This is a genomic window from bacterium (genome assembly GCA_019695335.1).
Classification (GTDB): domain Bacteria; phylum CLD3; class CLD3; order SB21; family SB21; genus JABWBZ01.
Window position 1 is genome coordinate 17,494 of the sequence record JAIBAF010000002.1, and the last position, 22,750, is coordinate 40,243.

Genomic DNA, 22,750 nt, shown 5'->3' on the forward strand with positions numbered 1-22,750 from the left:
TTGATAGGGCGAAATTATTTCGCCCTATTTTTTTATTTTTAAAGCGGAGGTTGTGATGAAAAAAATAGTTTGGATTTTACTGTTTAGTATAACCAGCGGTTTTGCTCAAACTAAAATTTCTGTATTTCCTTTTGAAAATAAATCTGATTCGAAATACGAATGGTTCAGCTATGGTCTAAGTCAGTTAATGTCGGAAGGATTGAATGGCAGTGGAAAATTACAAAGCGTCGGCAATGATGACGTTTTTCAGGCAGCGTTGAGTACGGATATTAATCCGCGATCATTATATGATGGGCTTGTCACGCCGTCATTTTTAAAATACCACTTGGACTGGAAATCCGATTATTCGGTTTTGGGTAATTTCTCAATTGCCGGTGATTCTATTATTATCAATATACGCGCCTGCTCTATTTTGAAAAAAGCTTTTACAACGCCTATCACCGTCAAAGGTAAATTCGAAAAATACACTGATTTTTACCTTACAAGCATCCGGTTAATGGAAGCCGTATACGCCCAATTGATTACACTAACCCCAGTAACCATTGCTCGTGAGGATATTGAAAAAAGCAACGACCGGTTACGTCAATTGATTGCCGATTACGAAGGCTATCAGGCGTATGTAAAAAACTGGATGGCTTTAAAATATTATGACGTTGCTATATTGACTACAGCGGATTATAAATTGGACGATGCCATTGCCTATTTCAAACGGTCGATTACCATGGATGAATCGAAGCAACTCAATTCAACAGCCAATTTATCCAACGTTTATGTGCTCCGCGGCAATAAATATTCGACTGAAAAAAAATGGCCTGAAGCCGAAAATGATTATAAAGCAGCGGTTGAGCAGAATCCAAAAAATGCTGACGCTTTTTATAATTACGGCAATGTTTATAAAGAAAAAAATGATTGGGAAAACGCTATTGCTCAATACAAGGAAGCTCTTGAAGTGAATTCCAATCTTTTTGAAGCGCAAGTCAACGTCGGTTTCGCCAGCTTACAACAAGGAAAATACAGCGAAGCGATAGTGGCGTACGAAAATGCGCTCAAAATCAAACCGGATGATGCAATGACGGTGTATTATGCAGGAACCGCTTATGACCAAAATAACGATGCTTCCAATGCCGTTAAATTTTATCGTCGTGCGATTGAGTTGGATAAAACCATTGCCGGAGCGCATTTGAATCTGGGAATACTTCTCAAAATTCAGAAAGATCTCAAAGGTGCACGAATCGAATATGAAAGCGCGATTACTTATGAGCCGAACAGTGCTGTCGCGCACAGAAACCTTGGAATTCTGCTGATGAATGATAAAAAAGAAGCGGCGCAAGCGATCATTCATTTGGAAAAATCTTTGGAACTTGATCCTACTCAAGGCGACGCGGACATTATGAAAAAGAATATCGGTGTTCTGAAAAAACGTGTTAAGAAAAAATAACGGCGAACTTTTCAGTAGAGAGGTTGTCTGTTAATCTGGCGGACAACCTCTTTTTATTTGCTATTCAAATAACGCAAATCTATATTGGGCTGTTTTTGAGCAAGGAATATTCATGGCCATTTCTGAAATCCCCTCTTCTCTATTATCTGATCAAGATATTACGGAATCGTTTAAAGAAAAAATTGTGATCCGCGGCGCTCGTGTCCACAATCTCAAGAACATCGATTTGGAGATTCCGCGCAATAAACTGACGGTTGTAACCGGCCTTTCCGGATCGGGAAAGTCATCATTGGCTTTTGATACTATTTATGCCGAAGGGCAGCGTCGTTATGTAGAATCGCTGTCGGCCTACGCGCGTCAGTTTCTCAACATGATGGAAAAACCGGACGTTGATCTCGTTGACGGCCTCAGCCCGGCAATCAGCATTGAACAAAAAACATCGAGTCGTAATCCGCGCTCAACAGTCGGAACAGTAACAGAAATTTACGACTACCTCCGTCTTTTATACGCCAAGATCGGAATTCCGTATTGCTATAATTGCGGACAGGAAGTCACCAAACAAACCCGGGATCAGATCCTTGATGCAATTAAAAAATTTCCGGGCGGAAGCAAATTAATGATTCTTGGTCCGGTTGTGAGGGGACGAAAAGGACATTACCAGGAATTATTCGAAAAACTCAGAAAGAACGGTTATGTCCGGGTGCGAATTGATGGCGAAATTAAAGAACTCGAAAAAGTTGATAAAGTTTCACGATACCATATTCATAATATTGAAGTCGTTGTCGATCGTATTATTTTGGATTCACAATCCGGACAACGTTTGATCGATTCCGTTGAACAAGCTCTCGAACTTGGCGAAGGGGTGATGATCGTTGCTCGTGTCACAGACGATAAAAAAAATAAGACAGAAGATGTGACTTTCAGTCAACACTTAGCTTGCCAAAATTGTGGGATTAGTTACGAAGAGCCATTTCCAAAGTTATTTTCATTCAATAGCCCGTATGGCGCTTGTCCACAATGCGAAGGATTGGGCGTGGTGATGGAAATGGATGAGTCGATGATCATTCCGAATCCGGATCTCAGTATTAGTCAAGGCGGACTCAAAGCCTATGAGAATCCGAAAAATGAAACATGGTTTTATTTACAAATGGAAACCATTCTTAAACAGTTTGGATACAATTTCGACACACCGATTAAAAAAATGTCGAAAAAAGCGTATGAGACTTTGATGTACGGTACAGGTTCAACCAAACACGATTTCTTTTATTATTCCGGAGACAAGAAAAAAAATTATCGCGGGAAATTTATGGGCGTCGTTGGAAGCATCAAACATTATTTCGAAACCACGACGTCGGAGCAAATTCGTTCATGGGCAGAAGGATTCATGAGTGAAAAACTTTGCACCAGTTGTAAGGGTGGACGTCTTAAAAACGAACCGTTATCATATAAAGTTGAAAGTAAGAACATCCATGACACGGTCAAGATGTCTGTTTTGGATGCATCCGAATTTTTTAAAAATGTTTCGATGCCAAAAAGACTGGAAAAAATCGGGGCGCCCATTCTGAAAGAAATACGTGAACGACTGGGATTTCTAATGAAAGTCGGTCTTGATTACCTAACACTGGATCGCTCGGCGAGGACACTTTCCGGCGGTGAGTCGCAGCGAATTCGCCTTGCCACTCAAGTCGGCTCACAATTGGTTGGAGTACTGTATATACTTGATGAACCCAGTATCGGTTTACATCAACGCGATAATGAAAAATTGATCCAGGCACTGATGGAGTTACGCGATCTTGGCAATACTCTAATTGTTGTCGAGCATGATCGTGATACGATGGAACACGCTGATTATCTTGTCGATTTGGGTCCCGGAGCCGGGCGAAAAGGCGGAGAATTGGTTGCCGCTGGCATACCGGAAGAATTTGACAAGTTTCATCATTCCATTACCGGCCGGTATTTACGAGGAGACGTCAACATTGAAATTCCATCCAAACGCCGTGAAGGCAATGGAAAAACCATTCTTTTGAAAAACGCTTCCGGTCATAATTTAAAAAACGTTATTCTGGAAATTCCGCTTGGAAAACTTGTATGTGTTACCGGCGTCAGTGGGTCAGGAAAAAGCTCACTGATCAACGAAACTTTATATCCTATCTTATCCCGATATTTTTACAGCGCGACTACAATGCCGCTTTCCTACAAAGAAATCAAAGGACTTGATCATGTTGACAAAGTGATCGATATCGATCAATCACCGATTGGGCGAACACCCAGAAGTAACCCGGCTACATACACTAATTTATTTTCCATGATTCGCGATCTGTACGCCAGCTTACCTGAATCCAAAGTTCGCGGTTACAAAGTAGGGCGATTCAGTTTTAATGTCAGCGGCGGGCGGTGCGAAGAATGTCAAGGCGCAGGCTTAAAAAAAATCGAAATGAATTTTCTGCCCGACGTATACGTACAATGTGAAACCTGTAACGGCAAACGCTATAATCGAGAGACGCTTGAAATTCGATACCGTAATAAAAATATTTCCGAAGTTTTAGAAATGACCGTTGCAGAAGCGTTGGATTTTTTTGAAGCTATTCCGAATATCAAAATGAAATTGCAAACCCTTCATGACGTTGGGCTGGATTATATCCATCTTGGACAGCAAGCAACAACGCTTTCGGGCGGCGAAGCACAGCGGGTAAAATTGGCGGAAGAATTGTCTAAACGCAGTACCGGTAAAACGCTTTATATTTTAGACGAACCAACTACCGGGCTTCATTTTGAAGATATAAAAATGCTGATGAATGTTTTAGGGCAGTTAGCCGATAAGGGTAATACGGTCATCGTGATCGAGCATAACATGGATGTGATCAAATGTGCTGACTGGATTATTGATCTCGGACCGGAGGGAGGAAATGGCGGCGGTGAGATCATCGCTACGGGAACGCCTGAAGACGTTGCACGAATTAGCCGGTCGTATACGGGAAAGTTCCTCAAAAAAGAACTCATCCGAGCAAAGAAAGATTGAATCCCAGATTCTAATTCTGTAGATTAGCCCTAAATAAGGCAGTGTATGGACGACGTAATATACAAAAGCGACGGCGACAACATCCGTTTGGTTGAAAAGATGAGAGTGCGCAAATTTTTTGAAGATTTGCGTGACAAGATGCATTTTGAACTTATTGTGAATGCCGGTTTCGATCATAAATATTTTAATCAGCGCGATTTGCATCGTCCGGGATTGGCACTGGCAGGATTCGTCGAACTGTTCACGCACGAAAAAATCCAGATTTTGGGCAATACTGAGAACTATTATTTATTGAGTCTTTCCGAAGAGGACAGGAAGAAAGCATTGGAAAAGGTTTTTCAATTTCCGATGCCATGCATTATTATTACTAATTCAAATAAAGTGTTGCCGGAAATGAAAGCGCTTTGCGAGAAAAACAGCGTACCACTTTTGGTGACACATTTTTCATCAACGGACGCCATTCATCTCATCAGCGCTTACCTTGACGAAGTATTTGCGCCGGAAATTGCTATGCATGGATCCATGGTCGATGTGTATGGTATCGGCATGCTGCTGACCGGCAAAAGCGGAATTGGTAAAAGCGAAATTGCTCTCGATCTTGTAGAACGCGGACATCGGCTTGTCGCCGACGATACGGTTAAAATCAGCCGTTTATCTGAAACAATCCTGATGGCACGCGGGCACGATACGCTCAAACATTTTATTGAAATTCGCGGCGTAGGTATTTTGGATGTCCGGGAAATGTTTGGCATTCGTGCCGTTCGATTACAAAAAAGACTCGAAGTGCAGGTTGATTTGCAATTGTGGGATGGTAAAGAAGAATACGAGCGTCTTGGGTTGGATGAAGAAATGGTCGACATTTTGAATGTCAAAATACCTTCGATCAAATTGCCAATTTATCCCGGTAAAAACATTACCGTAATCGCTGAAGCGATTGCTTTAAATCTGCTGCTTAAGATTTATGGTTATGATGCTGCGAAAGAGTTTAGCGCTAAACTAATGCAGGAAATACAAAATAAAGATGCAAAAAGTAAAAAATCCAATATCTATCTTGAACGGGATTTCGAATAGACTAAATAAGCGAGGTTTGATTGAACGATAGTAAGATTCTGGAAATTAAAGTTGGTATTACGATTCTATCTGGTGTGATTTTGTTAGTCTTGGGAATTGTGTGGCTCAAAGGGATTACATTCAAGCCGAACACATTTGAAGCTTCAATTCTATTTCAAAATACGGCCGGTTTGCAGATTGGCGACCCGGTGACGGTAAGCGGATTGCGTGTAGGAAAAGTTACCGATATTAATTTGACAGGGGATTCGGTGCTCGTAGCCATTAGTATCAATAATTCTGTGCAGCTGCGTTCGGATGTGCAAGCCGTTATTTCAAGCATCGACTTTTTCGGAGGAAAAAAATTAGAAATCGTTCCGGGAAAATCAGAGGAATCGTTTAATACAAAAAACCGCATTATCGGATCACGGGAACCCGACTTGACAGAGTTGACCAGCCAATTGAAAGAAATTGCCAATGACGTCAAAGGAACTTTAGAAAAAGTTGACAGCGTTTTAGTCGGAATAAATGGAGTTGTAGGTGACAAATCGTTTACGTCAGCACTCAAACGAGCGGCTTTTAACCTAGATTCGACGACCGCCCGGATCAAAACAATGGTATACAAAAGCGATTCGAAGATTGATTCACTGCTGACACGTTTGAGTTCGGCTTCACGAGGTTTTCGTACTCTGGTTGAAAAAACAGACGGGCGGATCGATACGGCACTTGTCAATGTCAACGGCATTACTAGGACTTTAGGGCACATTACGCTTACGCTGGACAGTATGATGAACAAAATTCAAAACGGCGAGGGCAATCTGGGTAAAATGATTCACGATGATGCGTTGTACAATAAGTTGGATCATACTGTTGCCCAACTGGATTCTCTTGTGGCGGCTGTGAGGGACAAAGGTATGAAAGTAAACCTCAAATTATTCGGCGATTAATCCTCTATGGATATCGGTCTAGCTTTAGTGTATAGTTTTATTTCCGGTTTGATAATCATGCTGGGCGGGTGGTTTTTTACCATTCGCGGGCAATGGGAAAAAAAATTCCTCGATATTTTCATTGCGCTTGGCGCAGGTTATATTTTAGCTGTCGCGCTGCTGGATATGATTCCAGAAAGCTATGAAGCTTCGCCGTACTCGATGTTTTTTGTAATTTTGGGTTATCTCATCGTACATTTATTCGAACACGTTTTTACTCCGCATTTTCATTATGGTGAAGAAACACATGAGCATCTTGTTTCGCACGTTGTCAGTGCCAGCGCATTACTCGGACTATTAGTGCATAATTTTTTTAGCGGCGTTGCTATCGGATCAGGGATGTTAAAAAGTGAATCGGTAGGCCTGATGATTTTCCTGGGCACAATACTACACAAACTTCCTGAAGGCTTTACCATTTCTTCGATCATGTTTGTTTCACATCATCGAAAACGTTATAGCTTTTTCAGTACGGTTTCATTGGCATTGGCTTCGTTGATTGGAACTTTAGCGGTTTATTGTTTCAATGTTCCTAATTTGCCTATTAAGGATATTGCGTTAGCTCTCTCGGCCGGAACTTTCATCCACGTTGCGACTACTGATTTAATTCCAAGAATTAATGATTCTGAATACCGATGGATGCCTCTGGTGATTTTTTTGGGTGTTGGAATGTTTTTTATTAGTTCACTGATCATTCATCGTTGACATCTAGCCCTAAACTCTTACTGTTTAACATTGATTTATTCCACCGTCACACTCTTTGCCAAATTTCTCGGTTGATCGACATTACATCCGCGCAGAACGGCCATGTGATAAGCGAGCATTTGTAAAGGGATTACGCTTAAAATAGGCATGAGAAAATCATGCGTTTTAGGTATGTAAATGACATGCTCGGCTTTGGAACGGATTTCCGAATTGCCTTCAGTGGTAATAACGATGATTTTGCCGCCGCGTGCACGTACTTCTTCGATATTGCTGACAACTTTATCATAGATTGCATCTTTGGGTGCAATAAAAACCGTCGGCATATCTTCGTCAATCAGCGCGATTGGTCCGTGCTTCATCTCAGCCGCCGGATATCCTTCCGCGTGAATATAAGAAATTTCTTTTAGCTTCAGGGCGCCTTCAAGTGCAACAGGAAAATTGTAACCGCGGCCAAGATATAGGAAATTGCGTTTATCGATATATTTTTCAGCTATTTCACGAATTAAATCATTACTGGTGAGGATTGCACGTACTTTGTCAGGTAACGTAAGCATTTCTTCAACAATTTGTTTACCTTCGACGGCTGACATATTGCGTAAGCGTGCGAGTAAAATTGTAATCAATGCGATCACGGTTAATTGAGACGTGAATGCTTTCGTTGAAGCGACACCAATTTCCGGTCCGGCGTGAATATACACTCCGGCATCCGTTTCACGGGCGATTGTGCTACCCACAACATTACAAATGCCCAGGACTACGGCTCCGCGTCGTTTAGCTTCGCGCATGGCCGCCAGCGTATCCGCCGTCTCCCCGGATTGACTGATGACGATGACAACGGTACCTTCCTCGATGACCGGATTGCGATAACGGAATTCCGAAGCGTATTCGACCTCGACGGGAATTCGTGCAAATTCTTCGATCATGTATTCGCCAACCAAAGCCGCATGCCAAGAAGTACCGCAAGCAATGAAAACAATTTTTTTAGCGCTTTTTAGCGCGTCAATCTGTTCGCTCAATCCGCCTAATCTTGAAATACCTTCTTCTATAACCAATCGGCCACGCATGGCATCGGTAATCGTATTAGGTTGTTCAAAAATTTCTTTGAGCATAAAATGGGCGTAACCCTGCTTCTCGATTTGCGCGACATCGAAAGTGATTTCTTCAACTTTTTTGACAACCGGCTGATTTTCCATATTCTTAGTTGTAATACCATCCAAGGTTATTACAGCCATTTCATTATCTTCCAGATAAACTACTTGCCGTGTATGTGCGACAATTGCCGAGGCATCCGAAGCAGCAAAAAATTCGTTGTTACCATGTCCTAAAACCAATGGACTGCCGTGACGAGCTACAACAATTTTATAAGGATCACGCGCTGAAACTACGGCAATTCCGTACGTACCTTTCACGCATAATAAAGCTTCTCTGACTGCCGTTTCGAGATCATTAGAACTTTCGTAAAACTCCTCGATAAGATGGACAACCGTTTCGGTATCGGTGTCCGTATGAAAGGCGTGACCTTTTTTCTGAAGTTCTATTTTCAAGGCCGCGTAGTTTTCAATAATTCCATTGTGAATGATTGCAATATCACCGCGATCGCCGATATGCGGGTGCGCATTATTCGTATTGGGAACACCGTGAGTTGCCCATCGTGTATGACCGATACCGACCGTGCCGCTGAAATTTTCAGTTTTGACAATGCCTTCAAGTTCGCTCAATTTACCCGCACTTTTTCGAATTTCCAGATGATCGTTTTCAATTATTGCAAGTCCGGCTGAATCGTAACCACGATATTCCATTCGTTTCAAACCATTCATAATAATAGGTAAAACATTACGTTTACCCACATATCCTATGATGCCACACATGTCAAACCTCCAAAATGATCAAATCTTTAAATCTAAGGCATTGATACTGTACATTTTAAAACGCAAGCGGTCAATAAAAAGCTCGCCATAATACTAAAAAAACAGCGGCACAGCAAGAGAAAATCACTCATTATTTATTGAAATTTTTGTCCGGAAGAACCGGACGATAACCCACGGCAAAAACATGTTTATTGAAGACGCATTTTTTATAAACGCCTGTCTGTTCGATAAAGTTTTGAACCCGATTAACCAATTTCCCCTCAATAATTATGCTGTTTTCTTCTGAATTAGGTTCATAAAAACTAATATCTTTCATATAAATTTTTTCAAGATCAATTCCATTAATATTCCATTCAGGCCAAGCACTTGCATCACCAGAAGACAGGCGTTTGACATACAGAACAATTTTTTCAGGTATATAATCCATGCTTTTTTTGAAATACATCTGGTCAATCGATTCATTGAACCTTCCGAACGCACTCTCTGATTGATGAAGTCCTTTGATAGGAATTCGGCGACCGTAAAAATAATATTCTGTAATCGGTGCATCGCCTGATCCATCCAAAAATACTGAATCAACAGGTGTCAAGAGGTCGGATATAACCTTTAGTAACTCAAGAAATTCCTCACGTGTCAGGACAGCGACAGCCATTTTTCTTTTTCCGTCAATGTACCGATAATAAATGACTCGACCGTTGGCGTACAGCGAAAAAGACGGTGCGTTAAGCTCTGTACCAACGAGTTCGGCGGCGCCGCCGTACACTTTTTTCTGAAAAATCATTTCCCATGGAGAATGTGTTTCAAGGTAGCTGGCTTGCGAACAACCTATGCCTACAATCAAAAACAAAAAAATACACTGGAAAACTCGATTAAACATTTTCTTGTCTTACAATGTCGAGAAGTTGAATGATATCATTTATTTCAAAATCGGCACCGGGTTCTTTAGTATCAAAAACGTCGCCGTAGCGGGCAAACACTGTTTTCATGCCAAGCTGTTTGGCGCCCAGCATATCGCGTTCGGCCCAATCGCCGATCATCAACGATTCTTGAGGCGCAATATTTAAAGCATTCAACGCTTTCATGAATGGAGCCGGATGAGGCTTGCGCTCTTTCGTATCTTCAAAAGTAATGACGACATCAAAGGTATGATGAAGCTTGAGATAACACAAACGCAGCCACGCTTCACGTGTGGGGGCATCTGTAACAACGGCTAACTTGTAACCTTTTTTGGCAAGTTCGATCAGTGTGTAGTGAACGTGAGGATACGGCACCAATGATGCTTCCCGCGATTGACGATAAGCGACGATCCCGTTTGCCAAAATTTTGTGATCAATCTTTCCAAAAAGATTTTCAAGTAAATCGTCAAAAACTTTTTGATATTCGAATCCTCGTTCGTCGTAAATCGATTTAATGCGGGTTACAATTTCGTTTTTTGGGATGTTCAGGCCGGCGTCGATCATGGCTTCAGCAGCGCTTGTGATCGCTCGTTCTTTCATCGTCATGAAATCGACCAACGTGTTGTCCAGGTCGAATACGATAGCTTTGATCATATTATTTTAATGAATGTCGTACACTTTTTTCCGCATCGCAATATTGAGTACAATGCCGACAAGCATCATGTTAGTCCAGAGTGCCGTCCCTCCATAACTTAAAAACGGAAGTGGAATACCTGTAACAGGCATGATTCCAGACGTCATTCCAATATTGACCAAAATTTGGAAAGTAAATAGAGATGCAATGCCGATTAATGTCAAACTTGAAAATTTATCGTCTACAACGTCGGCAATCATGATTATCCGTACGATGAGAATACCAAAAAACGCTAACAACGTCAATGAACCTGAAAAACCAAATTCTTCCGCCAATGCCGAAAAAATAAAATCGGTATGTTGCTCAGGCATGAAATGCAATTGTGTTTGAGAGCCTTTTAAGTAACCTTTGCCAATAAGTCCGCCGGAACCTATGGCGATCTGCGATTGTAAAACCTGATACCCCGCGCCTTTCGCATCGCGTTCCGGATCGAGAAAAGTCAGGATACGCTCTTTTTGGTAATCTTTCAATGAATCCCACAAAGGTTCTGAACCAAGTCCTACCACAACATTGATCATCAAAACAACCAAAACCATTTTGGCGCTTCGTTTTGAAAAATACAGCACCACTAAAATGAGAAATAGCGTTGCGATAAAAAAATCAAAATTGTAACCGCTTCCGATGTGAATCAATACAGTTGCGAGCGGTGAAAACATAACGAAAATCGAAAACCACGAAATACCGTGCCAGTAGAGCATCGGAAGCGCTACACATCCGATACACAACGCCGTTCCCAAATCGGGTTCCCGAAAAACAAGAAACATCGGAACACTGACCAGCGCAATTGATAAAATGATATTGTAAAGGCTGGAGGCATTGATACGTTGTAGCGCCAGCATACGTGCAATAGTAAGGATCGTCGCTACTTTGGCAAGTTCCGACGGTTGCAAACTCAACGGTCCCAATGCAATCCAGCGTTTTGCACCATAGCGTATAGGGCCGAATAACAATACGAACAGCAATAAGATCAGAATAATAGCATAAAATGTCAGCGACGCGCTATCGATCAGGCGAATCGGAATCAAAATGACGGCAATCATCAAAACAATACCGATTCCAAAAAATGAAATTTGTTTGGTGAAATTAATGTCTTCGGCATCCGTATAGGTCGCACTAAAAATTGAGACCAATCCCAGAATACATAATACGAGAGTTGGAATAAGCACGTAGTAATCTAGGTCTTTTAAAAACGCCTTTATTTTTTCGACGATTAAAATCATACCGTTATTTTTGAAAACTGGTTCGAGTCATGAGCGTCTGAAATTTTTTCTCTTTGAGTTGGCGCGGGTCAAAAGGCTTTTTATTCCGGACTTCAGTAAAATAATAATGCATAACGCGGGCGCTCATCGGAGCGGCAACGTCAGATCCTTCACCGCCATTTTCCATAATGACGGCCACAGCAATTTCAGGATTATTATATGGAGCGAACCCGATAAACCAGCCATGATAATTTCCGTGGACATTTTCCGCCGTGCCGGTTTTACCGGCTACCTGAGCCGCTCTGATGGCGGCGCCCTTCCCTGTTCCGGAATAGGTATTCACGACTGTCCACATGGCATAGCGCATGAGATCAATATTTTCGCGTTTCAAAGGAACTTGTTTGACCGGATAAATAACTTTGCGGATACCTTCTTCATCTTCGGCATATCGGACAAAATGCGGAACTTGATAACTTCCATAGTTAGCAAGCATCATGCAGTATTGAGCCATTTGGACTGGTGTTGAAAGAACTTCGCCCTGACCAATTCCAAGATTGACTACCGTTCCGGCCTTCCAGTTATTTTGTCCGTATCGGCGATTAAAATAATCAGTCGTCGGAATCACGCCGGACTTTTCATTGGGCAAATCGATGCCGGTTTGTTCGCCAAAACCAAACATCCGAGCGTATTTAGCAAGAGTATTAATTCCTAATTTCCATGCAAGATTATAAAAATACACGTCGCACGATTGTGTAATCGCATGTTCCATATTCACAGCACCGTGACCGTTATGATTCCAACAGCGGAAACGATTGCCTCCAAGAAAAAAAACGCCTTTGCACGAAAAATATGTATTTGGAGTGACGATACCTTCTTCAAGACCGGCAATTGCCGTAATCATTTTGAAAGTCGAACCGGGAGCGTACGAAGCCTGTACGATGCGATTGAACATTGGTTTGTCCGGATTTTCATTCAACGATTTCCACGACTCCGACGTGATCCCATTGACAAACCACATAATATCAAAATCCGGTTTACTGGTTGCTGCAATAATTTCGCCGGTATTAACGTCGAGCACCACAATCGAACCCTTTTGATTGCCCATAAGTGATTCGATATACCGCTGATAATTCAAATCCACTGACAAATATAGGTTATAACCGTCTTTTGGGTGTTTTGATGTGCCGAGATCCTGAATCACACGGCCTTTTGAATTGACTTCAAGCTCGTGATAACCTTTTTGGCCTCGCAATTCAATTTCATAAAAATTTTCAATGCCGGATGCGCCAACGTATTCACCGATTTTGTAATCCGTATCCACAAATTCTCCGGTACGATAATAGCTCAACCTGTTTTCGGTTATTTGATTGAGGTATCCGATAATATGCGGCATGGTAATATTCGGCGCATAAATGCGATTGATATCAACTTTATAGTCGACCCCTTTATGCCGTTCTTTTTCTTCTTCCAATTGCGCTATTATAGTAAAATCGACATTTTCTTTGATTGTAACCGGCGTATACGGCCAGGCATTGATCAGGCGCTCTTTAATCTGGCCTACGGGCATTTGGAGTTTTTTGGCAAGGTATTCAAATTCGGCTTCGCTTGAAGTATCAAATTCAGCTGGAAGGATTTGTACGGAAAAAGTCGGTTGGTTCTCTACGATCAGATTACCATAACGATCATAAATAAGTCCGCGCGCCGGGATCTCGTCAATCGTTCTGACGCGATTTCTTTCTGCACGTTCGTTCAGTTTATCGTACCGGATTACTTGCAAAAAAAACAACCGGCCGATAAGAACAGTACAGATCACTCCCAATGCAATGAGCAAAACCGTGCTGCGAATATGCACAAAAATCCTGGTTGATATTAATTTTCACGCCAATCTACCATTAATCCTTTTAAAATTCAACCAACCTAACATTTTATTTTTCAATATTGCACCTATAAAAAAAGCTCAATGGCGGTTTCCAGGGAATTTTTTTGTTGCAAAAGTGTTTAGTTGTTACTATATTACTATATAGTAATTTAACTATTCGGGATAATAACTTTAAAGGTTCACTATGATCCATCGGTTGGTAATAATTTTAGTGACAGCACAAACACTTATGGCGGGAGAGAATTTATCGCTTGAAGAAGCTTTGCGGCGTGCAAAAACCAATAATTTCGATCTTCTGCAAGCCCGATATGAAACGGATTATGCCCGCGGAGACAAAAATAAATCGTACTCGGTTTTTTTGCCACAAATCACTTTATCAGAAATGGCCATCACAACTACCGATCCGCTGAATGTATTTGGTTTCAAACTTAAACAGGAAATAGTTGCACAATCCGATTTTAATCCCACGTTGCTTAATGATCCAAAACGTATCGATAATTTTACGACTAAAATCGAATTCAAACAACCGTTGATTAATCCGGATGGATTATGGGGCAAAAGTGCTGCCCATAATGCATTAAACGCAATGGAACAGAAAGAAATGCGCACGGGTTTCTACATAGAATTTGCCGTCAAAGCAAAATATTATGAGCTCGTACTCGCAAGGCAGAGTTTGGCTGTGATCGATAAATCCCTTGAGGCTGCACGCGCCAACCGCGATCTGGCTAAAAATTATTTTGATCAGGGTATGATCACTCAGTCGGATTTTTTATTTGCAGACGTCCGCCTGCTCGACCTCGAAAATAAAAAAAATGAAACTGAAAATTCGATCAAAAACACAAACGAGGCTTTAAAACTATTACTGGGTATCGACAATTATGAAGAAATCATTCCGACTGACAGCCTCGAACCTCCTAAATCACTCAATTTTCTAAAAAGTATCGAAAACATCAATAACGACCGATCCGATATGCGTGCCATGAAATCCGGCATGCTTGCCAGCCAACAAATGATCCGGATGCAGGAGTTTAAGTTTTTACCGAGTCTGAATGCCTTCGGCAGTTACGAGTGGAACGATAAGAAACTTTTTGGAACCGGTGGAAAAAATTGGATGGTAGGCGCAATGCTTAAGTGGGATATTTTTACAGGTTTTGATCAGGTCGGCGAAATCCAAAAAGCAAAAGCCAAATATCAGTTGGCCAAGAATGCTTACCAACAAAATCGTTTGAAAAACAAAAATGATCTGGAAACAGCTTTACGTAATCTTGAAACAGCAAAGAAGAAAATAACATTGACCGGCAAAGCTATTCAGCAGGCTTCAGAAAATTTTCGCATTCTCACTGATCGTTATTCAAAAGGCATGGAGAAAACAACTGATTTGCTCAATGCCGAAGCAATGTTGGCCAATGCACAACTCGATTATTTAAATGCTTTGTATTTCTATACTATGAATGTTTTTATGCTTGAGCTATTAAGTGAAGAAAAAATTACAGACTAATTTTGGTATCTATTTTCAAACGGAGGTTAAGTATATGGATCGAATAATGACGATAATTGCAATATTGACTTTCGCGTTTTTGGTTAGTTGTGGAAGCAATGATTTGCAAGAAGACAGTGTCAAACCGGTGAAGGTGTTTTTATTATCTGAGACTTTGACTAAAGTTCCTCACCGGTATGTTTTCAGCGGTAACGTCGAAGGCGACAAAAAAGTCACACTCAGCACCAAAATTATGGGACAAATTACGGCATTACCGTACGACGTTGGAACGCGTGTTTCGGTCGGTCAATCAGTTATCAAAATCAAAAGCGATGATCTGAATGCGAAACGCGCTCAAATCAAAGCCAATAAAATCGAAGCTGAAGCCGCGTTGAAAAATACTGAAACGAATTATCGGCGGATTCAGCAATTGTATGATAACAAAAGTGCATCTAAAAAAGAATTAGACGATATCGAAACGATGTACAACATGGCTGCAGCCAAAGTCAATGCCATTACCGAAATGGAAAAAGAAATGGATGACATTCTTGATTATTCTGACATCGTTTCTCCAATCAATGGCACGATCATACAAAAATTTACTGAAGAAGGTAATACGGCAGCTCCCGGTATGCCTTTACTCATGATCGAAGATATCACTTCGCTTAAAGTCATGACGAAAGTACCCGAAAGCGAGATTGGGTTTTTCAAAATCGGTGGAGCCGTTACAGTAGCCATTGATGCAATTAGCCAAGAAATGGATGGGGCTGTTGAACAAATCAATCCGTCCGGAAATGAAATGAGCCGGCAATTTGACGTGAAAATCCGATTGAACGGTTCGACACACGATATTAAGTCGGGCATGTACGCAAAAGTCTTGCTTGCAAATGGAAGCAAAACCGTTATTGCATTGCCGAAAAGTTCACTGATTCGACGTGGACAATTGGAAGGAGTATATACGATTAACCACCGCAATGAAGCCGTACTGCGTTGGGTTCGCACAGGAAAAGCTTTTGACAATCGTATTGAAATTCTCTCAGGCCTGAAAGACGGAGAGCGAGTTATTGCTTCATCGGAAGGTTTGCTGAAAGACGGAGTTAAAGTGGAGGTGGCACAGTGAAAACAGGTTTATCCGGAAGAGTTGCCCAAGCTTTTATCAATTCAAAATTAACACCGCTGCTGATTGCTGCTTTTATGGCGATCGGTATTTACAGTACGTATCTGACGCCCAGTGAAGAGGAACCGCAAATTATTGTACCGATGGCCGATATTTTTGTCGCCTATCCCGGCGCTAACGCCAAAGAAGTGGAAACAAAAATTTCACAACCTCTGGAAAAGATCATTTCCAATATTCCTGGAGTGGAATACGTTTACTCAACATCAATGCCCGGCATGTCCATGCTGATCGTTCGTTATTTCGTCGGCGAAGATGTTGAGCGCAGCATTTTCAGATTGTATAATGAAATTCAAAAAAACATGGATCAAATGCCGGCTGGAATCATGCCGCCGTTTATCAAAACCAAAGCCATTGACGATGTACCGATTTATGCTGTGACATTATGGAGCGAGCATTACGATGATTTTCAAATTCGAAGAGTTGCGGCAGAACTTGCATCCGAAATCAAAAAAATTGGCGATGTGGCTGAAACACATGTTATCGGAGGGCGTAGCCGCCAAGTAAGAGTCATTCTTCACGCCGATAAAATGGCCGGTTACAACACCGATCCTTTGATGGTCATGCAGCAGCTTCAGCAGGCCAATCAGCAAACACAATCGGGAAAATTTGTTTCAGGCGATGAAGAATTCTTGGTTGAAACCGGTAATTTTTTTGAATCGGCAGACGATGTCGGGCATGTTGTCATTGGTGCATATAATGGCAATCCGGTTTACCTGCGTAATGTTGCCACAATTGTCGATGGGCCGGAAGAGCCGAAAGATTATGTCGGATTCGGTTATGGCTCTTCACAAAAATCAACTTTCGATCAACTTGAATATTCGGCTGTTACTGTGTCGGTGTCTAAACGCAAGGGTGCCGACGCCATGCGGCTTGCAGAATTAATTGAACAAAAAATTAATGGCCTCTCGGGCGTACTGATTCCATCCGACATCCACACAACCGTGACAAGAAATTATGGAAATACAGCATCAGAAAAAGTCAATGAATTACTCAAACACCTTTCGGCGGCAATTCTTGCTGTCACTGTTTTGGTTGGGATCTTTATGGGTTGGAGAAGCGGGTTAGTTATTTTTGCCTCCGTTCCGGTGACGTTCGCATTGACATTGTTTGTTTATTATATGTTCGGTTATACGCTCAATCGGATTACGTTGTTTGCGTTGGTTTTTGTTACCGGTATTGTGGTGGATGATTCAATTATTGTCGTTGAAAACATGCATCGTCATTTTAAAATGAAACGATTGCCTTTTCTCCAGGCAGCTATTGCCTCGATCGATGAAGTTGGTAATCCGACGATTCTGGCAACCTTTACGGTCATTGCTTCCGTCTTGCCAATGGCGTTTGTTTCAGGATTAATGGGGCCCTATATGAGCCCAATGCCAATCGGCGCTTCATTAGCCATGTTATTTTCACTTTTGGTTGCTTTGGTCATTACGCCGTGGCTGGCGTACCGCTTTTTGAAAAGCGATAAACATCAAAATACGCACGAAGAGTACTCTCTCGAAAATACATTGATTTACCGCATTTATGCCAAAACGATATCACCAATGATCGACCATCCAAAAAAAAGATGGATGTTTATCGGAGGTGTGACGGCAATGCTTCTTGCATCGATGCTGTTGCTGTATTTCAAGCTGGTAGCCGTCAAAATGCTTCCATTTGACAATAAAAACGAAATTCAAGTGATCATCGATATGCCGGAAGGAACGACACTCGAACGAACAGCCGTGGTTACGAAAGAAGTAGCGGCTTATATCCGCACTCAACCTGAAGTTTCCGATTATCAAATGTATGTTGGTACGGCCGCGCCCATTAATTTCAACGGGCTTGTGCGCCATTATGACTTGCGCCGTGGATCGAATGTCGCCGATATCCAGGTAAATTTATTTTCAAAACACGATCGCAGTGCGCAAAGCCACGACATAGCCAAACGCATTCGTCCGGAAATTCAAAAAATAGTACATCCGTACAATGCTAATGTCAAAATTGCTGAAGTTCCGCCGGGACCGCCAGTTTTATCGACGTTGGTTGCGGAGGTTTATGGACCTGAATATTCCAAACAAATCGACGTAGCGCGACAAATCAAAAACATTTTTGAAACTACAGAAGGCATAGTCGACGTCGATTGGATGGTTGAGGACGACCAAAGGGAATTTCGTTTTGAAATCGATAAGGAAAAGGCCATGCTTGTGGGGATCAATTCAAAACAAATTACAAACAGCTTGGGAGTCAGTTTAAATGGCATGAATGTAACAACGATATATCAACCTGACGAACTTGAACCGATCAATATTCATTTGAGCTTGTCTGAAAAAGATCGTTCCAGCATCGAAGATCTGAAAAATATTCAGATCATGTCGGCAAGCGGACGGACCGTACCTTTGTCGGAATTAGTCAAAGTCGAAGAACGTTTTCAAGACAAAAGCATTTATCGTAAAAACCAACAACGTGTAGTATACATAACGGCGGATGTTGCCGGTGAGCTTGAAAGCCCGGTTTACGCCATTCTCGATATGCAGCAGCGGGTTGCTGATTTAAAACTTCCTGATGGTTATCGTATCAATGAGCTGTATACAAAACAACCATTCATGGAAGAACAGTTTTCAATGAAATGGGATGGGGAATGGCACATTACGTATGAAGTTTTCCGTGATCTCGGAGCAGCGTTTGCGGCGGTATTAGTGATCATTTATTTATTGATCATTGGCTGGTTCCAATCGTTCAAGGTTCCTCTAGTCATGATGGTCGCAATACCGTTATCGCTTGTAGGTATTCTGGTTGGTCATTGGATTATGGGCGCCTTTTTTACGGCGACCTCGATGATCGGCATGATCGCACTTGCCGGAATCATGGTGCGCAATTCGGTATTACTTATTGATTTCATCGATCTCCGGCTCGAGCAGGGCATTCCTTTGAAACAAGCGATCATTGAATCAGGCGCCGTTCGAACGACCCCGATTCTATTAACTTCAGGCGCCGTTGTCATTGGAGCGTTGGTTATTCTTTTCGATCCGATTTTTCAAGGCCTTGCTATATCGTTGATCGGCGGATCGATTGCATCCACGGCGTTGACACTGTTAATCGTTCCGTTGATTTATTATATGACGGAAAGAAAGAAATATGAAAACCGGATTTCAGTAATCCATAACGGGCACGACGAAGAAACGCCCGCAATTGTTGAAGTTAAATCCTAACCTCCACGGAAAAGGTTGCAGACGGAAGGGCATTGTAAATGTCCTTTCTCCAACCTTTTGTTAGACTACAATCAAAAATAATCGGGGAATTAATATGAAACTAATTGCTGTCATGAGTATTGAAGAGTATGCCGGCGAACTCCGGAAAATATTTTCAGAACATCGTGTACCTGTATTCAGCGAAACAGAAATCAACGGGTATAAATTGTTACCGGAGATGGGAGAAAAAGACAATTGGTTTTCCGGGAAACACACGGCAGTATATTCGCATATTGTATTTGCTTTTGTCGAGGCGCAGAAAGCGGATGAATTACTTAGTGCCATCCAAGAATATTGCAAACAACGCGATTGTGCCAATCCTATCCGCGCGTTTCAGCTGAGTGTTGAAAAATTTGTTTGAACCTTAAAAATTCATTACCAAAAAGGAAATCTGTCATGACTCTTGAAAACACCATTCGTGCCATTGCAGGAACATTTATTTTAATCAGTCTTCTGCTGGGTTATTTAGTCAATCCGAACTGGCATTGGTTTACTGCTTTTGTCGGAGCAAATTTATTGCAATCGGCTTTTACGAAATGGTGCCTTATGGAAAGTATTCTTAAAAAATTCATTTTCAAAAAATTGCCTTCCTGATATTGCGTTTTTTTCCCGTTTTTTTATTACATTGCTTCCGATCAATTGATCAATCATTTCGAAGAGGATGATTATGGATGTCGAAATACTCGCACGGGTGCAGTTTGCTTTCACCATTGCTTTTCATTACATCTATCCGCCATTGAGCATTGGCTTAGGAGTGGTTTTAGTGATGATGGAAGGTATGTATCTTCGTACTAAAAACCCGTTGTACGAACGTATGACAAAATTTTGGGTGAAAGTGTTTGCTCTCACTTTTGCAATGGGCGTTGCAACCGGAATCGTGATGGAGTTTGAATTCGGGACTAATTGGGCGACCTATTCTCGCTATGTCGGCGACGTCTTCGGAAGTGCATTGGCTGCAGAAGGCATTTTCGCTTTTTTTCTTGAATCGGGGTTTCTCGCAATTTTGGTGTTCGGCTGGAATAAAGTTGGTCCTAAAATGCATTTTTTGGCAACAATTATGGTATCGCTGGGATCGATGCTCAGCGCAGTTTGGATCGTTGTAGCCAATTCATGGCAACAGACTCCCGCCGGTTTTCAGATAGTCGGTGAAGGAATGTATGCTCGGGCGGAAATTACTGACTTCTGGGCCATGGTTTTTAATCCGTCATCCATGAACCGATTGTCGCATGTTTTATCAGGAGCGTGGCAGGCGGGTGCATTTTTAGTATTGAGTGTTGGCGCGTACTATTTATTGAAAAAGCAACACGAAGAATTTGCTCGATCGTCGATTAAGATTGCTCTGGTTTTAGCCATGTTTGCATCACTGTTTCAATTATTTACCGGTCACGACAGTGCGATGACCATCAGCAAAACTCAACCGGCAAAACTGGCTGCATTTGAAGGGCATTATGAAGAAAGCGCTCCGGCGCCTCTGTACTTGTTCGGTTGGGTCAATGAAGAAAAGGAAGAAGTCCGGTTTGGTATTGCGATTCCCGGGATGCTGAGTTATCTCATTTACGGTGATACTGAAAAACCGGTAACCGGTTTACGCGTCTTTGCACCGAAAGATCGTCCGCCGGTTAATTTTGTTTTTCAAACCTATCACGTAATGGTTGCTATTGGATTTACATTGATCGGGATAAGTTTGCTCAGCGGTTTTTTACTATGGAGAAAAAAACTGTTTGAATCGAAATGGATGTTGAAAATTTTGGTCGTTTCTGTTTTGTTGCCGCAAATAGCCAATCAAGCCGGCTGGTTTAGCGCTGAAGTCGGACGACAACCCTGGATCGTTTATAATCTTCTGCGGACATCGGAAGCCTTATCAAAAGCCGTCTCGGCAGGGCAAATTTTATTTTCGTTGATTCTGTTTGCGATAATCTATGCTTTATTATTCGTGCTGTTTCTCTTTTTGCTCGACCAAAAAATTAAACACGGTCCCGACGAGCCCGATAGTATGGCTTCGGAATACTCTCATCAAAAGCAACTGTTCGGAACCTAATCACTGAGAACTTTTTGTAAGGGTACCAATAAAGTTTAAAGGATTACCGCTATGGAATTCAATATAGATTTAAACACAACATGGTTCATGCTTATCGGCATATTGCTTTCAGGATATGCTATACTGGATGGGTTCGATCTTGGCGTGGGTTCATTGCATTTATTTACAAAAACCGATGAAGATCGTCGCATCATGATTAATTCCATCGGACCGGTCTGGGATGGCAATGAGGTTTGGTTGGTCACAGGTGGAGGAGCGCTGTTTGCCGCGTTTCCGGTTGTATACGCAACGGTATTTTCAGGATTCTATACCGCTTTTATGCTCCTGCTTTTTGTCTTGATCTTTCGTGCCGTGGCCATCGAGTTTCGTAGTAAACAGCCAATGTCTTGGTGGCGCCAAACATGGGATGTTGCGTTTAGTGTGTCCAGCATTATTATCGCTCTTTTGATGGGAGTCGCTTTAGGTAATATTGTAGCCGGAATACCAATCGGTGCGGACAGAGAATTTTGCGGAACTTTTTTAGAGTTGCTCAATCCGTATGCGCTTCTGGTCGGAATAACCACATTGTCGCTTTTTATGATGCACGGTTCCATTTATGCCTATATGAAAACGGAAGGCGCTATCCAAGACAAAATCAGAGGTTGGATTAATAATGCGATCATATTTTTCGTCATTAGTTATGCTGCCACGACGATGGCGACGCTCATTTATTTTCCACACATGGTTCAGCATTTCAAAGATTATCCGATTTTTTTTGGCGTCGGTTTACTGAACATGCTGGCCATTGCCAATATTCCACGTGAAATTCACCGTGGGCAAGCCTTCCGGGCATTTTTATCGTCTTGCGGTGCAATCGTAGCGCTACTAGCATTATTTGCGATCGGCATATTTCCGAATCTGGTTTTGTCAAATCCCAACCCGGAAAACAGTCTGACAATCTATAATGCAGCCTCGTCACAAAAAACTTTGTCAATCATGCTGATTATTGCAATGATCGGAGTGCCTTTCGTACTGGCGTATACAATCAGCATTTATTTTATTTTTCGGGGTAAAGTTAAATTAAACTCAATGAGTTATTAATTCGAAAAGGAGATTTATTA

17 protein-coding genes are annotated in these 22,750 nt (G+C 41.8%); 12 read left to right on the forward strand and 5 right to left on the reverse strand.

What is annotated here, in order from left to right:
- Positions 1 to 55: 55 nt before the first annotated feature.
- From K1X84_00710 to K1X84_00730, 5 genes are all read left to right on the forward strand, one after another.
- On the forward strand, positions 56 to 1,438 hold the full coding sequence (locus K1X84_00710; protein ID MBX7150128.1) for a tetratricopeptide repeat protein: 1,383 nt from the start codon (positions 56 to 58) through the stop codon (positions 1,436 to 1,438).
- A 112-nt stretch (positions 1,439 to 1,550) separates the two neighbouring features.
- Entirely contained in the window at positions 1,551 to 4,457 is a 2,907-nt protein-coding gene (uvrA, locus tag K1X84_00715; protein ID MBX7150129.1) for an excinuclease ABC subunit UvrA, read from the forward strand.
- Positions 4,458 to 4,502: 45 nt separating this feature from the next.
- Positions 4,503 to 5,528, forward strand: a complete 1,026-nt coding sequence (hprK, locus tag K1X84_00720; GenBank protein ID MBX7150130.1) for an HPr(Ser) kinase/phosphatase — start codon at positions 4,503 to 4,505, stop codon at positions 5,526 to 5,528.
- Between the two features lie 20 nt (positions 5,529 to 5,548).
- Positions 5,549 to 6,451: an MlaD family protein gene (locus tag K1X84_00725; GenBank protein MBX7150131.1), complete on the forward strand. Its 903-nt coding sequence runs from the start codon at positions 5,549 to 5,551 to the stop codon at positions 6,449 to 6,451.
- Positions 6,452 to 6,457: 6 nt separating this feature from the next.
- Positions 6,458 to 7,192, forward strand: a complete 735-nt coding sequence (locus tag K1X84_00730) for a ZIP family metal transporter (protein MBX7150132.1) — start codon at positions 6,458 to 6,460, stop codon at positions 7,190 to 7,192.
- Positions 7,193 to 7,227: 35 nt separating this feature from the next.
- Here K1X84_00730 and glmS read toward each other — a convergent pair whose 3' ends face one another.
- The 5 genes from glmS to mrdA all read right to left on the reverse strand — a co-directional run bounded on the left by glmS (position 7,228) and on the right by mrdA (position 13,701).
- Positions 7,228 to 9,060, reverse strand: coding sequence for a glutamine--fructose-6-phosphate transaminase (isomerizing) (glmS, locus tag K1X84_00735; GenBank protein ID MBX7150133.1), 1,833 nt, complete (start codon positions 9,058 to 9,060; stop codon positions 7,228 to 7,230).
- Between the two features lie 130 nt (positions 9,061 to 9,190).
- On the reverse strand, positions 9,191 to 9,907 hold the full coding sequence (locus K1X84_00740) for a hypothetical protein (GenBank protein ID MBX7150134.1): 717 nt from the start codon (positions 9,905 to 9,907) through the stop codon (positions 9,191 to 9,193).
- A 22-nt stretch (positions 9,908 to 9,929) separates the two neighbouring features.
- A complete protein-coding gene (locus K1X84_00745) occupies positions 9,930 to 10,610 on the reverse strand; it encodes a TIGR02253 family HAD-type hydrolase (protein ID MBX7150135.1) in 681 nt (226 codons plus the stop codon).
- A 6-nt stretch (positions 10,611 to 10,616) separates the two neighbouring features.
- Positions 10,617 to 11,870, reverse strand: coding sequence for a rod shape-determining protein RodA (gene rodA / locus K1X84_00750; GenBank protein MBX7150136.1), 1,254 nt, complete (start codon positions 11,868 to 11,870; stop codon positions 10,617 to 10,619).
- Between the two features lie 4 nt (positions 11,871 to 11,874).
- Entirely contained in the window at positions 11,875 to 13,701 is a 1,827-nt protein-coding gene (gene mrdA / locus K1X84_00755; protein ID MBX7150137.1) for a penicillin-binding protein 2, read from the reverse strand.
- A 211-nt stretch (positions 13,702 to 13,912) separates the two neighbouring features.
- Here mrdA and K1X84_00760 point away from each other — a divergent pair, with 211 nt between their 5' ends.
- The 7 genes from K1X84_00760 to cydB all read left to right on the forward strand — a co-directional run bounded on the left by K1X84_00760 (position 13,913) and on the right by cydB (position 22,730).
- Entirely contained in the window at positions 13,913 to 15,226 is a 1,314-nt protein-coding gene (locus tag K1X84_00760; protein ID MBX7150138.1) for a TolC family protein, read from the forward strand.
- Positions 15,227 to 15,260: 34 nt separating this feature from the next.
- Positions 15,261 to 16,325 carry an efflux RND transporter periplasmic adaptor subunit gene (locus K1X84_00765; protein ID MBX7150139.1) on the forward strand — a complete coding sequence of 355 codons (1,065 nt, stop codon included), beginning with the start codon at positions 15,261 to 15,263 and terminating at the stop codon, positions 16,323 to 16,325.
- The gene (locus K1X84_00770) at positions 16,322 to 19,573 is read left to right on the forward strand and encodes an efflux RND transporter permease subunit (GenBank protein ID MBX7150140.1); all 3,252 of its coding nucleotides are present in this window, start codon (positions 16,322 to 16,324) and stop codon (positions 19,571 to 19,573) included. The genes K1X84_00765 and K1X84_00770 overlap by 4 nt, the downstream gene beginning before the upstream one ends.
- Before the next feature lie 94 nt (positions 19,574 to 19,667).
- A complete protein-coding gene (locus K1X84_00775) occupies positions 19,668 to 19,973 on the forward strand; it encodes a hypothetical protein (protein ID MBX7150141.1) in 306 nt (101 codons plus the stop codon).
- Positions 19,974 to 20,008: 35 nt separating this feature from the next.
- Positions 20,009 to 20,206 carry a DUF2892 domain-containing protein gene (locus K1X84_00780; GenBank protein ID MBX7150142.1) on the forward strand — a complete coding sequence of 66 codons (198 nt, stop codon included), beginning with the start codon at positions 20,009 to 20,011 and terminating at the stop codon, positions 20,204 to 20,206.
- Between the two features lie 73 nt (positions 20,207 to 20,279).
- Positions 20,280 to 21,650 (forward strand): cytochrome ubiquinol oxidase subunit I, encoded by a 1,371-nt coding sequence (locus tag K1X84_00785; protein ID MBX7150143.1) that lies wholly within the window; start codon positions 20,280 to 20,282, stop codon positions 21,648 to 21,650.
- A gap of 51 nt (positions 21,651 to 21,701) precedes the next feature.
- The gene (gene cydB, locus K1X84_00790) at positions 21,702 to 22,730 is read left to right on the forward strand and encodes a cytochrome d ubiquinol oxidase subunit II (GenBank protein ID MBX7150144.1); all 1,029 of its coding nucleotides are present in this window, start codon (positions 21,702 to 21,704) and stop codon (positions 22,728 to 22,730) included.
- The last annotated feature ends 20 nt before the right edge of the window (positions 22,731 to 22,750 follow it).